General features: G+C 66.0%; 13 protein-coding genes. 3 read left to right on the top strand and 10 right to left on the bottom strand.

Annotated features, from left to right (window positions below; genetic code table 11):
- Positions 1-54 precede the first annotated feature (54 nt).
- The 7 genes from hflX to PJW05_RS24215 form a co-directional block, all read right to left on the bottom strand.
- Positions 55-1,356, bottom strand: a complete 1,302-nt coding sequence (gene hflX / locus PJW05_RS24185) for a ribosome rescue GTPase HflX (RefSeq protein ID WP_271409463.1) — start codon at positions 1,354-1,356, stop codon at positions 55-57.
- Positions 1,357-1,368: 12 nt separating this feature from the next.
- Positions 1,369-1,623, bottom strand: coding sequence for an RNA chaperone Hfq (hfq, locus tag PJW05_RS24190; protein ID WP_003453015.1), 255 nt, complete (start codon positions 1,621-1,623; stop codon positions 1,369-1,371).
- A gap of 101 nt (positions 1,624-1,724) precedes the next feature.
- The gene (miaA, locus tag PJW05_RS24195) at positions 1,725-2,699 is read right to left on the bottom strand and encodes a tRNA (adenosine(37)-N6)-dimethylallyltransferase MiaA (protein WP_271409464.1); all 975 of its coding nucleotides are present in this window, start codon (positions 2,697-2,699) and stop codon (positions 1,725-1,727) included.
- 2 nt (positions 2,700-2,701) lie between these two features.
- The gene (mutL, locus tag PJW05_RS24200; protein ID WP_271409465.1) at positions 2,702-4,588 is read right to left on the bottom strand and encodes a DNA mismatch repair endonuclease MutL; all 1,887 of its coding nucleotides are present in this window, start codon (positions 4,586-4,588) and stop codon (positions 2,702-2,704) included.
- Positions 4,585-6,021, bottom strand: a complete 1,437-nt coding sequence (locus PJW05_RS24205; protein ID WP_271412295.1) for an N-acetylmuramoyl-L-alanine amidase — start codon at positions 6,019-6,021, stop codon at positions 4,585-4,587. The genes mutL and PJW05_RS24205 overlap by 4 nt, the downstream gene beginning before the upstream one ends.
- Positions 6,022-6,029: 8 nt before the next feature.
- Entirely contained in the window at positions 6,030-6,497 is a 468-nt protein-coding gene (gene tsaE, locus PJW05_RS24210; RefSeq protein ID WP_271409466.1) for a tRNA (adenosine(37)-N6)-threonylcarbamoyltransferase complex ATPase subunit type 1 TsaE, read from the bottom strand.
- A complete protein-coding gene (locus PJW05_RS24215) occupies positions 6,485-7,984 on the bottom strand; it encodes an NAD(P)H-hydrate dehydratase (protein ID WP_271409467.1) in 1,500 nt (499 codons plus the stop codon). Before PJW05_RS24215 ends, tsaE begins: the two co-directional genes overlap by 13 nt.
- Positions 7,985-8,052: 68 nt before the next feature.
- Between PJW05_RS24215 and queG the strand changes: the two genes are divergently transcribed.
- Positions 8,053-9,123: a tRNA epoxyqueuosine(34) reductase QueG gene (gene queG / locus PJW05_RS24220; protein ID WP_271409468.1), complete on the top strand. Its 1,071-nt coding sequence runs from the start codon at positions 8,053-8,055 to the stop codon at positions 9,121-9,123.
- Positions 9,124-9,125: 2 nt separating this feature from the next.
- On the opposite strand, the gene orn is transcribed toward queG, so the two are convergent.
- Complete coding sequence (orn, locus tag PJW05_RS24225; RefSeq protein WP_271409469.1) at positions 9,126-9,668, bottom strand: oligoribonuclease; 543 nt, start codon at positions 9,666-9,668, stop codon at positions 9,126-9,128.
- Positions 9,669-9,763: 95 nt separating this feature from the next.
- Here orn and rsgA point away from each other — a divergent pair, with 95 nt between their 5' ends.
- Positions 9,764-10,795 carry a small ribosomal subunit biogenesis GTPase RsgA gene (gene rsgA / locus PJW05_RS24230; RefSeq protein WP_271409470.1) on the top strand — a complete coding sequence of 344 codons (1,032 nt, stop codon included), beginning with the start codon at positions 9,764-9,766 and terminating at the stop codon, positions 10,793-10,795.
- 68 nt (positions 10,796-10,863) lie between these two features.
- Here rsgA and motB read toward each other — a convergent pair whose 3' ends face one another.
- Positions 10,864-11,901: a flagellar motor protein MotB gene (motB, locus tag PJW05_RS24235; RefSeq protein WP_271409471.1), complete on the bottom strand. Its 1,038-nt coding sequence runs from the start codon at positions 11,899-11,901 to the stop codon at positions 10,864-10,866.
- A 10-nt stretch (positions 11,902-11,911) separates the two neighbouring features.
- Entirely contained in the window at positions 11,912-12,763 is an 852-nt protein-coding gene (motA, locus tag PJW05_RS24240) for a flagellar motor stator protein MotA (protein WP_271409472.1), read from the bottom strand.
- 135 nt (positions 12,764-12,898) lie between these two features.
- On the opposite strand from motA, the gene PJW05_RS24245 reads away from it, so the two are divergent.
- Complete coding sequence (locus PJW05_RS24245) at positions 12,899-14,404, top strand: HDOD domain-containing protein (RefSeq protein ID WP_442969190.1); 1,506 nt, start codon at positions 12,899-12,901, stop codon at positions 14,402-14,404.
- Positions 14,405-14,422 lie beyond the last annotated feature (18 nt).

Consider the following 14,422-nt stretch of genomic DNA (forward strand, 5'->3'; position numbering starts at 1 on the left):
GCCCGCCCATGCTACCCAAGCCCACGGCCCGCGGCAAAATCACCGAAACGGGCTTTATTGCAAAGTGTGTTGCTCGAGAAACTCGCTCGGCTGCCAGCCTTCGCGACTGACCAGCCGGTTCAGCTCGACCCGCGGCAGACGCACCGCCAAAAGGGTATCGCCGGCCTCGTTGTGCTCTTCGGTCTGTACCGCACCCAACGCGAAGAACTGCGCGCGCAAACGGCCGAAGCGCTGCGGCAACCGCAAGGTCCCCACGAACAGGTCATCGCCCAGCAACTCGGACACCGCCTGCTCGAGCAATTCGAGACCGCTGCCATCACGCGCCGACAGCCAAACCCGTTCGGGCTTGCCGTCGCCATCGCGCTGGATGTGCGGCTCGACGTTCTGCAGCAGATCGACCTTGTTGTAAACCTCCAGCATCGGCAGGCCCTCGGCCCCGATCTCGCCCAGCACCGCCAGCACCTGCTCGATCTGCGCCATGCGCTCAGGCTCATGGGCATCGATCACATGCAGGAGGAGATCGGCGTTGGCGGACTCTTCAAGGGTAGCGCGGAAGGCCTCCACCAGCTTGTGCGGCAGGTGGCGAATGAACCCCACCGTGTCTGCCAGCACAATCGGCCCCAGGTCATCCAGTTCGAGCCGGCGCAAGGTCGGATCGAGGGTCGCGAACAACTGGTCGGCCGCATAGACCTCGGAGGCGGTCAGGGAATTGAACAAGGTGGACTTGCCAGCGTTGGTGTAGCCGACCAGAGAAACGGCCGGAATATCCGCCCGCTTGCGACCGCGACGAGCCTGCTCGCGCTGGCTGCGGACCTTTTCCAGGCGCTGCTTGATCTGCCGGATACGCACTCGCAGCAAACGGCGGTCGGTTTCCAGCTGGGTTTCACCCGGACCACGCAGACCGATACCGCCTTTCTGGCGCTCAAGGTGGGTCCAGCCGCGCACCAGACGCGTGCTCATATGCTCGAGCTGAGCCAGTTCGACCTGCAACTTGCCCTCGTGGGTGCGGGCGCGCTGGGCGAAGATGTCGAGAATCAGACCGGTGCGATCGAGCACCCGGCACTCGAAGGCGCGCTCGAGGTTGCGCTCCTGGCTGGGCGTGAGGGTGTGATTAAAGATGACCAGCTCGGCCTTTTCAGCCTTGACCAGCTCATGCAGCTCGTCGACCTTGCCACTGCCGATCAGGTACTTGGCCGTTGGCTGGTGACGGGAAACGGAGATGAAGGCCACCGTGTCCGCACCGGCCGAACGTGCAAGTTCCAGGAACTCCTGCGGGTCTTCGCGCGCCTCGGGATCTTGGCCTTCCAGATGAACCAGGATGGCCCGTTCACCACCACCAGGGCGTTCGAAAAACAAAGCAGTCTCCTATCAGGCGTTGCCCGGCTCAGGCTGCTCCTGCTCGGAAGCGCTGGGCAGACGTACCGGACGACTCGGTACCACAGTGGAAATAGCGTGCTTGTAGACCATCTGGCTGACAGTATTCTTCAGCAGAATCACGAACTGGTCGAAAGATTCGATCTGGCCCTGCAACTTAATGCCGTTTACCAGATAGATGGAAACTGGTACGCGTTCCTTACGCAGGGTATTGAGGTAAGGGTCTTGTAGCGAATGCCCTTTTGACATGTGCCGCACTCCTTTAGGGATCAATCGTTTTAGTTTTCAAAAGACAAGAAGGATGACTGGCTCCGCCCTACCCCCAAGGATAGACGGTAACCAGAGAGGCCTCAGTCCAATATGGAGAGCGACCTCAGGTATTTCAAGGTACGCGGCAGATTGTCGCAAGCCAGGCTGTCCAACCAGTACAGATCGGACCAACTGCGTAACCAGGTGAACTGTCGCTTGGCGAGTTGGCGGGTGGCGATAATGCCGCGCTCTTCCATCTCGGCCCGGGTCAGCGTGCCATCCAGGTAGTCCCAGGCCTGGCGATAACCGACCGCTCTTATAGACGGCAGTCCTGCATGCAAGTCACGTCTGCAGCGCAGCGCTTCGACCTCGTCGATGAAGCCCTGTTCCAGCATCAGGCGAAAACGTTGCGCAATTCTTTCGTGCAATACCTGGCGTTGTGCCGGGGCAATGGCCAAGTGCGCGACAGTATACGGCAAATGCGCCGTTCCTGGCGCGTTCTCGGCCGTATTTTGCGCCGCTTGCCGCTGTCGGTGCGCGGTCATGGTGAGGCCGCTGACCTTGAACACCTCCAAGGCGCGGGTCAGCCGCTGGGGATCATTGGGATGGATACGTGCAGCGGACTCAGGATCCACCACGGCCAGCTCCCGGTGCAGCGTCTCCCAGCCTTCGCGGGCGGCGCGGGCTTCCAGCTCAGCGCGCACCACGGGGTCGGCACTGGGCATGTCCGCCAGCCCTTCCAGCAACGCCTTGTAATACAACATGGTGCCGCCAACCAGCAGCGGAATCCTCCCCTTGGCGGTGATGTCCGCCATGGCTGCCAGGGCGTCGGCACGGAACTCCGCGGCGGAGTAGCTTTCGGCCGGATCGCGGATATCAATCAGGCGATGGGGGAATTCGGCCAGCGTGGCCCTGTCTGGCTTGGCAGTGCCGATGTCCATGCCCCGGTAGATCAGCGCCGAATCGACACTGATCAGCTCGCAAGGCAGGGTTCGCGCCAGTTCCAGGGCCAGGTCGGTCTTGCCGGCGGCCGTCGGGCCCATGAGGAAGATCGCCGGCGGCAATCGCTCAGCCATGCTCAGCGACCACGCAGGAACAGCTTGTCCAGGTCATCCATGCCCAATTGCGTCCAGGTTGGACGCCCGTGATTGCACTGGCCACTGCGTTCGGTGTGCTCCATGTCGCGCAACAGGGCGTTCATCTCCGGCTGGGTCAGCCGGCGATTGGCGCGCACGGCGCCGTGGCAGGCCATGGTGCCCAGTAGTTCGTTCAGATGCGCCTGGATCCGGTCGCTGGTGCCGTACTCCAGGAGGTCGGAGAGCACATCGCGCACCAGTTGCGACGCCTCGGCCTGTTTCAGCAGGGCCGGGATCTGACGAATGGCCAGGCTTTCCGGCCCCAGGCGTTGCAGTTCGAAGCCGAGACGGCGGAACCATTCGCCATGCTCTTCAGCGCAATCGGCTTCGCGCTGGCTGACGGCGATGGATTCCGGCACCAGCAGCGGCTGCCCCTTGAGCCCCTCGCTGGCCATCGCCACTTTGAGGCGTTCGTAGGTGATCCGCTCGTGAGCCGCATGCATGTCCACCAGCACCAGCCCCTGGGCGTTCTCGGCGAGGATGTAGATGCCCTTGAGCTGCGCCAGGGCGTAACCGAGCGGCGGCACATCGCCCTGGGACTCGGGCAGCACCGGAGGAGCGCTGGCAGCTGGCAACGGCGCGAAGAATTCACGGTAGGCGCCCTGCGCCTCGGCGATCGGCACGGCCGGACCAGGCTGCGGACGCGGCGGCTGGTAACCACCGCCGGATGATGGACGCCAGACGGGCTCTGGCGCCGGCTGCTCCAGCACATTGGCGGCAAGGCTCATTTCACCCTGCGGACCGAACTCGCCCGCCGCGAGACCACTCGGGCGCACCACCGTATCGGTAGCGGCCGGCGCGGCAAGCTGGTCCTCGGGGCGAACCTCGCCCAGGGCGCGATGCAGGGTACCGTAGAGGAAGTCATGGACCATGCGGCTGTCACGGAAACGCACCTCGTGCTTGGTGGGGTGCACGTTGACATCCACCACGGCCGGGTCCACCTCGAAGAACAGCACGAAGGTCGGGTGCCGGCCGTTATACAGCACGTCTCGATACGCCTGGCGCACCGCATGGGCAACCAGCTTGTCGCGCACCATGCGGCCGTTCACGTAGAAGTACTGCAGGTCGGCCTGGCTGCGGGAGAAGGTCGGCAGGCCGACCCAGCCCCAGAGATGCAGGCCGTTGCGCTCTACTTCGATCGGCAGCGCCTGTTCCAGGAAGGCCGGACCACAGACGGTGGCGACGCGGCGAGCACGGGCGACGGCATCGCGCGCCTCGTGCAGGGCGAAGATGGTCTTGCCGTTGTGACGCAGGTGGAAGGCAACGTCGAAGCGGGCCAGGGCCAGGCGCTTGATGACTTCCTGCAGGTGGTCGAACTCGGTCTTTTCCGCGCGGAGAAACTTGCGCCGCGCCGGCGTGTTGAAGAACAGGTCGCGAACCTCCACCGAGGTGCCCACCGGATGCGCGGCGGGCTGCACCCGGGCCTCCATGTCGCGACCTTCGGTCTCCACCTGCCAGGCCTGGTCCGCTTCGGCGGTGCGCGAGGTCATGGTCAGGCGCGCCACCGAACTGATGGAAGCCAGCGCCTCGCCACGGAAGCCCAGGCTCATCACCCGCTCCAGGTCTTCCAGGTCGCGGATCTTGCTGGTGGCGTGGCGAGCCAGCGCCAGGGGCAGGTCATCCGGCGGGATGCCACCGCCGTCATCGCGCACGCGCAACAGCTTGATGCCGCCCTGCTCCACCTCAACGTCGATGCGGCGTGCACCGGCATCCAGGCTGTTTTCCAGCAGTTCCTTGATGACCGACGCCGGGCGCTCGACCACTTCGCCGGCGGCGATCTGGTTCGCCAGCCGCGGACTCAGCAGCTGGATGCGCGGCACGGTACTCATGGCTGCGCCGCCAGGGTCGCGGCGGGGATCTTCAGGGTCTGGCCGACCTTGATGTTGTCGCTGCTCAGGCTGTTGGCCTTGCGCAAGGTCGACAGGCTCACCTCGTAGCGTTGGGCGATCAGCGCCAGGCTTTCGCCGGAAGTCACCACATGCTCACGCGGCCCGATGGCGATCTTGCCCTGGTCCCGCAGCCAGGCGATGTAGGTGCCGGGCGGCGGGTTCTGCTGGAAGAACTGCTTGACGCCGGTCCTGATCGAACGCGCCAGCGCCTGCTGGTGGCTAGGGGTCGCCAGTTTCTGCGACTCGTTGTGGTTGGAAATGAAGCCGGTCTCCACCAGGATCGAGGGGATGTCCGGCGACTTCAACACCATGAAGCCGGCCTGTTCCACCCGACGCTTGTGCAGCGGCGTGACTTGCCCGACGTTGGACAGCACTTTCTGCCCGACATTGAGACTGGAAGACATGGTCGCGGTCATCGACAGGTCCAGCAGCACGCCCGCGAGCATGCGGTCCTTGTCGTCCAGGCTGACGCTGCCCACGCCACCGATCAGGTCGGAGCGGTTTTCGTTATCGGCCAGCCAGCGTGCGGTTTCCGACGTGGCGCCACGATCCGACAGGGCGAATACCGAAGCACCGAAGGCACTGCGACTGGGCGCGGCGTCGGCATGGATGGAAACGAACAGGTCGGCCCCCTTCTTGCGGGCGATCTCGGTGCGCTTGCGCAGCGGAATGAAGTAGTCGCCGGTACGCACCAGTTCGGCGCGGAAGCCTTTCTCCTGGTTGATCTGCCGCTGCAGTTCCCTGGAAATCGCCAGGGTCACGTTCTTCTCGTGCTGGCCCTTCGGCCCCAGGGCCCCCGGGTCCTCGCCACCGTGACCGGCGTCGATGGCGATGACGATGTCGCGCTTGCCGCCGGGCACCGGCGGCAGCTTGCTGGGCGCGGGCTGGGCAGGCGTCACGGGCGGCTGCGGCGCGTTCGGCGCAGTCGCCACCTGGGGCGCGCTGGCCTCGCTGGCGGAGGCGTCCTGGTCGAACAGGTCGACCACCAGGCGGTTGCCGTACTGCTGGTTGGGGGCCAGAGTGAAGCTCTTCGGCGTCACGGTGGCGGAAACATCGATCACCACTCGCAAATCGCTGGGGGTGCGCTGGGCGGAACGGACGCTGGTGATGGGCGTGTTGCTGAGGGACAACTGCTCCAGCTTGGTGGCCAGTTGGGCGCCGTTGATATCGATGACGATGCGATTGGGCGCAGTCAGGGTGAAGACCGAATGCTGCACCGGCCCGGACAGGTCGAAGACCAGGCGAGTGTTGTCCGGCGCGCGCCAGAGCCGCACCCCGCGAACCTCCGCGGCAGCCAGGACATCAGCGGCGAACGCCGCAAGCAGAACCCCAATCCCGGCAAACAGTGCGCGCGAGCGCATACCCCACCCCATCTTTGTTTTCATGCTCCCATGGCCAGGGCGGCACACCAGCCTTCGCCACGCTCGGAATGCGGCGACAAGCGCAGCGAACGGCCGCCCGCTTGCGGCGTAATGTTAATGTCCAGGTCAGCCTTTGGCAAAATGCCGGCGCCCCGCTGGGGCCACTCGATCAGGCACAGTGCGTCGCCCTCGAAGTAGTCACGAATGCCCAGAAATTCCAGTTCTTCCGGGTCGGCAAGGCGGTATAGATCGAAATGGAAGGCGCGCAGGCTGCCTATCTCATAGGGCTCGACCAGGGTGAAGGTGGGGCTTTTCACCGCACCCGCATGGCCCAACCCCCGCAGGATGCCGCGAGATAGCGTGGTCTTGCCCGCTCCCAGGTCCCCGTGCAGGTAGAGAATGCCGCGCCCCCCGGTCAGGGTGGCCAGGCGGGCGCCCAGGGCCAGCATGGCCTCCTCGCCTATGGCATGCAGGATCACTTCAGGCACGGTGAGAACTCCTCGAGCAACTGACGAATGGTCGGAATCAGGTCGCTGGCCGCCAGTCCCCGGCCCGACCGGGCGAGGCTTTCGCCAGCACTGGCATGCAGCCAGACGGCCAGGCAGGTGGCGGCATACCCGTCCATACCCTGGGCCAGAAGGGCGCCGATCAGCCCGGCGAGCACATCACCGAACCCGGCCCCGGCCATCACCGGATGGCCACGATCACAAAGAGCGAGGCGGCCATCGGGGGCCGCCACCAGGCTGCCGGCGCCCTTGAGCAGGACGACGGCATCGAATTTCCGCGCCAACGCCAGGACCGCGTGCGGTCGATCCGCCTGCACCTCGGCCGTCGACATCCCCAGCAGGCGCCCAGCCTCCCCGGGATGCGGGGTGATGACCACACCGGCAGGCAGATGGACCGCTCCGGCAGCCAGCAGATTCAGCGCATCGGCATCCCAGACCTGCGGCACGCCCAGGCCGGCGGCCACGCTGAGCAGGCTGCGCGCCCAGGCGCCCTGCCCCATCCCGGGCCCCACCACTAGCACGTCGGCCTTGCCGGCCAACGCCAGCAACTGGTTGGCGGAGTTCACCGCCGCACACATGATCTCGGGCCGACGCGCCAGCGCGGCGGCCAGGTGCTCGGGACGGGTCGCCAGCGACACCAGTCCGGCGCCGCCGCGCAAGGCGCCTTCCGCCGATAACAGCGGCGCACCGCCCATGCCACGATCTCCGCCCACCACCAGCAGGTGGCCAAAACGGCCCTTGTGGGCGGAGCGGGGGCGCGGCGCCAGGCCTTGCAGGCCAGCAGCCGCCAGGCGCTCGGCCACCCGTGGCGTGGCGGCGACCTGGGCCGCTGCGGCCTGCAGGTCGTCGAACGCCAGTTCACCCACCTGATCCGGTGCGTCGGCGGTGAACAGGCCGAGCTTGAGACCGATGAAGGTGATGGTCAGGTCCGCCCTCACCGCAACGCCCAGCACCCGGCCGGTGTCGGCACAGAGGCCGGAAGGGATGTCCAGGGCCAGCACGGACAAACCGCTGCCGTTGAGCAGGCGAATGGCTTGGGCATAAGGCTCGCGCACCGCACCAGACAGCCCGGTACCCAGCAGGGCGTCCACCACCACGCCCTCCAGCGACGCGCATTCGCTCCAGGGCTGGATGGCAACGCCTTCGGCCAGGGCGGCGTCCCGTGCCAGAGCGGCGTCCCCCCCGAGGGCATCGGCCGCGCCGACCGCCAACACCTGCACTCGCCATCCTGCGCGCTTCGCCAGGGCCGCCACCAGGTAGCCATCGCCGGCATTGTTGCCGCGCCCGGCCAGCACGCTGAGGCAGCCGGCTTCCGGCCAGCGGCGGCGCAAGGCACGCCAGGCCGCGTGGGCGGCACGCTGCATCAGCTCGAAACCTGGGGTGCCGGCGGCGATCAAGCGAGCGTCGAGGTCGCGCACCTGGGCGGCGGAATACAGGGAAAGGGGCAGGTCGTCGCGGGAAAGAAGCATCGGATTCGGTTACGGCTGCGAGGTCTGGCAGAATTATATCCACCTCGACACCGGTTTCCCGCCCCAGCATGACCCTTTCCACGCACGATCTCGCCACGCTCGCCCAATCCATCAAGGACTGGGGCCGCGAACTGGGCTTTCAGCAGGTGGGCATCGCCGGGGTCGAGCTCGGCGAGCACGAAGCCCACCTGCAGCGCTGGCTGGATGCCGGCTTCCAGGGCGAGATGGACTACATGGCTGCCCACGGCAGCAAGCGCTCGCACCCCGACGAACTGGTGCCCGGCACCCTGCGGGTGATCTCCTTGCGCATGGACTATCTGCCCGGCGACACGCAGATGGCCAAGGTACTGGGCCGGCCAGAAAAGGCCTACGTCTCTCGCTATGCGCTGGGCCGCGACTACCACAAGCTGATCCGCAAGCGCCTGCAGCACCTGGCCGAACGCATCGAGCGGGCCATAGGCCCGTTCAACTACCGCGCCTTCGTCGACAGCGCACCGGTGCTGGAGAAAGCCATCGCCGAGCAGGCGGGCCTGGGCTGGATCGGGAAGAACACCCTGGTGCTCAATCGCAAGGCCGGCAGCTACTTCTTCCTCGGCGAGCTGTTCGTCGACGCACCCTTGCCGGTGGACGATCCCTACGGCAGCGAACACTGCGGGCGCTGTACGGCCTGCCTGGACATCTGCCCCACCGCCGCGTTCGTCGGCCCCTACCGGCTGGACGCTCGACGCTGCATTTCCTACCTGACCATCGAATACAAAGGCAGCATTCCCGAGGACCTGCGACCGCTCATCGGCAACCGGGTGTTCGGCTGCGACGATTGTCAGATGGTCTGCCCCTGGAACCGCTTCGCCCGCCCTTCAGGGGAAGGCGACTTCCAGCCGCGCCACGGTCTGGACAATGCCGCGCTGGCGGAGCTGTTCCGCTGGAGCGAAGAAGAGTTCCTCCGCCGAACCGAAGGTTCGGCCCTGCGCCGTGCCGGCTACGAGCGCTGGCTGCGCAACCTGGCGGTGGGCCTGGGCAACGCCCCCTCGAGCATTCCGGTGCTGGAGGCCCTGCGCCTGCGCCGCGAGTATCCTTCGGCGCTGGTGCGCGAGCATGTGGAATGGGCGCTCGCCCGACACGGGGCAAGCGCTGGCTGAGGTCAGAACTTGAAGAAATGCTCGCGGTAATGCTTCAGCTCGGCGATGGAGTCGCGGATATCGTCCAGTGCCAGGTGGCTGCTGCTCTTCTTCACCCCGTCGCGCACGCTCGGCGCCCAGCGCGCGGCCAGTTCCTTGACGGTGGAAACGTCCAGGTTGCGGTAATGGAAGTAGGCTTCCAGTTGCGGCATGTGGCGGTAGAGGAAGCGGCGGTCCTGGCAGATGCTGTTGCCACAGATCGGCGACTTGCCCTTGGGCACCCACTGTTCGAGGAAAACCAGGGTCTGCGCTTCGGCCTCGGCAGCGCTGATGTGGCTTTCGCGCACGCGCTGGGTCAGGCCACTCTGCCCGTGCTGGCGGGTATTCCACTCGTCCATGCCGGCGAGAATCTCGTCGCTCTGGTGGACAGCGATCACCGGCCCCTCAGCCAGGACATTGAGGTCGCTGTCGGTCACGACGGTGGCCATCTCGATGATGACGTCCGTGTCCGGGTTCAGGCCGGTCATTTCCAGATCGATCCAGATCAGGTTCAGGGCATTCTGCATAGTCGGTCTCCAGGGCGAAGCGCGCATTCTAGCTTAGAGCCTGCGCTCCGGGGCCGCGTGCTAAACTCGCGCGGTTTTTTCCACGCGGAACCACCATGGCCAAACGCCAACTGACCCGCCGGCAAAGCTGGCGCATCGAGAAAATCCAGGAAGAGCGCGCCGCCCGCGCGGCCAAACGGGAATCGCGCGCCCTCGAAGAACTCGAAGGCGGCGACCTCGGCCCCGAACAGACCGGCCTGGTGATTGCTCACTTCGGCGTCCAGGTGGAGGTCGAGGCTTTGGAAGGCGATTACGCCGGCGAGGTGGTCCGCTGCCACCTGCGCGCCAACCTGCCGCCGCTGGTCACCGGCGACCGCGTGGTCTGGCGCGCCGGCAACCAGGGCAGTGGTGTGATAGTCGCCCAGTTGCCGCGCAGGTCGGAGTTGTGTCGACCGGACATGCGTGGCGTGCTCAAGCCGGTGGCGGCCAACGTCGACCAGATCGTCATCGTTTTCGCCCCCCTGCCCCATCCCCACGCCAACCTGATCGATCGCTACCTGATCGCTGCCGAGCACGCCGGCATCCGCCCGCTGCTGCTGCTGAACAAGGCCGACCTGGTGGACGACGAGAACGGCGCCATGCTCGACGATCTGCTCGGCATCTATCGCCAGCTGGGCTACCCGCTGCTGGAAGTTTCGGCGCGTCAGGGCGGCGGCATGGAAGACCTGATGGCGAGGCTCGACAGTCATATCAGCGTGTTCGTGGGCCAGTCCGGGGTGGGCAAGTCGTCCCTGGTCAACAGCCTGCTGCCCGGCGTGGACACCCGCGTCGGCGCCCTCTCCGAACTCACCGGCAAGGGCACCCACACCACCACCACCGCACGCCTGTTCCACTTTCCCGGCGGCGGCGAGCTGATCGACTCTCCCGGCATCCGCGAATTCGGCCTGGGCCATGTCAGCCGCGACGACGTGGAAGCCGGCTTCATCGAGTTCCACGAGTTGCTCGGCGCCTGCCGCTTCCGCGACTGCAAGCACGACCGTGAGCCTGGCTGTGCCCTGCTCAAGGCGCTGGAGGACGGCCGCGTACACCCGCAGCGAATGGCCAGCTACCGGCACATCCTCGCCAGCCTGCCCGAGGACGAGTATTGAGCGTGTGATCGCCTTGCTCGCCCATGAAAAAGGCCACGCTGTGCGTGGCCTTTTTCATGGGGATGCAGTCACTGCCCCTTGGGCTCTTCCATCTTCAGCACGCCGTCCTCGAAGATGTTCAGCTTCTCCCGCAACTCACGGGGCTGCAGGGGGGCACTCGGGATGTCGGCCGGTGCCTGGGGTTGGGGAACCTCGGACTGGGGTGCCGCAGGTGTGTCGTTTTCAACCGGTTCCGCCTGTTCGCCTTCGATGTCGCGCTGGGCCTTCTTGGTCAGGACGATGATGTCGATACGGCGGTTGACCGGGTTGAACGGGTCCTTGCGGTCGAACAGCGCCGAGGACGCGTAACCCACTACCCGCGCCACCTGGCCCTCCGGATAGCCCCCGGCGATCAGCGTTCGGCGGGCGGCATTGGCGCGTCCTGCGGACAGCTCCCAGTTGCCGAACTCGACATCGCCGGCATAGGGCTTGGCGTCGGTGTGGCCGCTGATGCTGATCTTGTTCGGCACGGTCTTGATGGTCTCGGCGAGGATCAGCAGGATGTCTTCGAAATAGGGCTGCAATCGCGCACTGCCGAGATCGAACATGGGCCGGTTGGCAGCGTCCATGATCTGGATGCGCAGGCCGTCCTGGGTGATCTCGAAAAGGATCTGGTCCTTGAACTTGCGCAGCTCGGGGTTCTCCTCGACCTTGTTCTGCAGCTCCTGCAGCAGGAGTTCCAGGCGCTCCCGCTCGATCTGGTCAGCCATCGTCTCGACCTGCCGGGCGTCGACGGGCGTGGAGTCGGTGGAGTCGATCGCGGCCTCCTGGGAGTCGGGCGCATCCTTCAGTTCGGGATTGAGTGTGCGGTCAGGTGCCGGAGTGGGCGTACCCCCCAGGTCGATGACGTAGGGGCTGGCACTCTCGGTGAAGCCGATGGGGTCCTTGAAATAGCCGGAGATGGCTTTTTTCTGCTCCGGGGTGGCCGAAGACAGCAGCCAGAGCACCAGGAAGAACGCCATCATCGCCGTCGCGAAGTCGGCGAAGGCGATCTTCCAGGCGCCGCCGTGGTGACCGGCGGCGTAGCGCTTGACGCGCTTGACGATGATCGGCTGGTTGTTCTCCATGACTCAGCCTTCAGCTGCCGCGCACGGCCTGCTCCAGCTCACTGAAGCTCGGGCGATGCGCCGGCAACAGCGTCTTGCGACCGAATTCCACCGCCAGCGACGGCGGCATGCCGGAGGCCGAAGCCACCAGGCAGGCCTTGATGGCCTCGAACACATTCAGCTCTTCGCGGGCATCGTGCTCCAGGGACACCGCCAGCGGGCCGAAGAAACCGTAGGCCGCGAGGATACCCAGGAAGGTCCCCACCAATGCCGCGCCCACATGCTGGCCCAGGGCGGCCTGCTCGGCCTCGCCCAGCATGGCCATGGTGACCACGATGCCGAGTACCGCGGCGACGATGCCGAAGCCGGGCAGGCCATCGGCGACGCGGTTGACCGCGTGGGACGGGTGTTCCAGCTCTTCCTTCAGGCTGGCCAGTTCCATGTCGAACAGGCCTTCCAGTTCGTGGGGCGCCATGTTGCCGGAGGACATGATGCGCAGGTAGTCGCAGATATAGGCGGTCATCCGCTCGTCTTTCAGGATGGCCGGGTACTTGCTGAAGATCGGGCTGGCGGCTGCGTCCTCGATGTCGGCCTCGATGGCCATCATCCCTTCGCGGCGGCTCTTGTTGAGGATCTCGTAGAGCAGGCGCAGCACTTCCAGGTAAAAGGCATGGGTGAAGCGCGTGCCGAACATCTTCAGCGACTTCTTGAACACGATCATCGTCATGCTGCCGGGGTTGGCCTGAAGGAAGGCCCCCAGCGCAGCACCGCCGATGATCATGACCTCGAAGGGCTGGATCAGCGCGGCGACCTTGCCGTGAGACAGGACGTACCCACCGAGCACGCTGGCGAATACGACGATGATGCCGATGATTTTTGCCATAGGAAGGAAGCTTGAAGAGTCAGTAGAAAGGGTTATGAAAAGAGCCCCTTCTAATTATCGGAAAATATGCGCCAGACTATAGCCTGTTCAGGCGAAAAGCCAGATTGGCGGCCCTCTATGTCAAGCGCAAAGCCCATGCCACGCAGCCTCGACGGCTGGATCAAACTCCTCGACGGCGTGCGCCTGCCCGTCCCCGCCAGTGCCCACGAGAAAGTCCGCCGCGCCCTTGGCGACAACCGCCGCTCCCTGCGCGATATCGCCGACCTGACCCAGGAGAGCCCAGCCCTTGCCCTCAGCCTGCTGCGCGAGGCCAATGCCTCCGCCAACCTGCTCAGCAGCCCGGCGGAAAGCCTGGAGACCGCCCTTACGCGCCTTGGCCTGAAACGCGCCGAAACACTCCTCAACCGCCTGCCCGCCGTGGCCGAGGACGAAATTCCCCAGGCACTGCGCCAACTGCAACTGATCAGCCAGCATGCCGCGCAGCAGGCCAACGGCCTGTTCGCCAGCCGCCTGGCACGCCTCTGGCAGGAAATCCACTGGTGCAGCCTGCTGTTCCTCTCGCCGCTCTGGCCGCTGCTCGCCAGTCACCCGGAACTCTTCGCCACCTGGGAAAAGCGCGTGCTGGGCGACGGCGAGCCGGCCGCCAGGGTCGAGCGCGAGCTGCTTGGCGTGCCGTTGCTGCGCCTCTGCCAGGCCCTGGCCGAGCATTGGAAGCTGCCCGACTGGATCATCCAGGGCTACCGCCTGCTGAGCGAAGACCGCCGCCTGCTGGTCCAGGCCCTGCACATCGCCCGCGACAATGAGCACCCCCTGCACCAGCAGCAACAGCTGGACGCCAATCCCGTCCTGGGCCGCTGGCTCACCCAGCCGGGCAATACCGTCCTGCTGGCCAACGGCCTGGCGGTTTCCGCCCACGCCGGCTGGGCCGAGCACCACAGCCTGCGCTGGCAGCGCCTCACCGGGCTGTTCATGAAAATGCCGCTCGACGGGCTGCAGCAGCAGGTTCACCAGCACGCCGCGCAGAGCGGACGCCTGCATGCCCGCGACGACCTCTGGCATCCCGCCGAAGCGCTGCTCTGGCCCTGGAACCAGCATCGCCTGCGGCGTGGGCCGGTCACAGCGCCGGCCCCCACTCCAGCGGCCCTGGAGGACTGGCGCCGACAATGCGCCGAGCTGATCCGCGCGCCCAGCCCCTTCACCAACGTGGTGCAGCTTTCCGCCTGCGCCCGCGACGCACTGACAAGCGGCGGCATGCGCCGGGTCCTGGTGCTGCTGGCCGACCGCAACCATAGCCGTCTGCTGGCCCAGCAACAGGCCGGACTGCCGAAGGAGGCCGGCGGCCTGCAGCTGGACCCCTGCCAGAGCCAGGTGCTGCAGCGCCTGCTGGCCCAGCCTGGTCAACTGCGCCTGGGGCCAGACAACATGGCGCAATTCTCCGCCCTGCTGCCGGGGCAATTGAAAAGCCTGTTCCCGGGGCACCACCTGATGCTGCGCTCCATCGCGCTGAACGGCCGGGTGGCCATGCTGGTGGTGGCCGACCAGGACGGCGCCCCCTTTGCCGAGATCAGCCTGCGCGCCTTCGCCAAGACAGCCCAGTGCATCGAACGCGCCCTCGCCAGCTTCGCCAGACGCGGCCGCTAGGCTTTCCTATACAATCTG

The organism is Pseudomonas sp. Q1-7, from assembly GCF_028010285.1.
Lineage (GTDB): Bacteria > Pseudomonadota > Gammaproteobacteria > Pseudomonadales > Pseudomonadaceae > Metapseudomonas.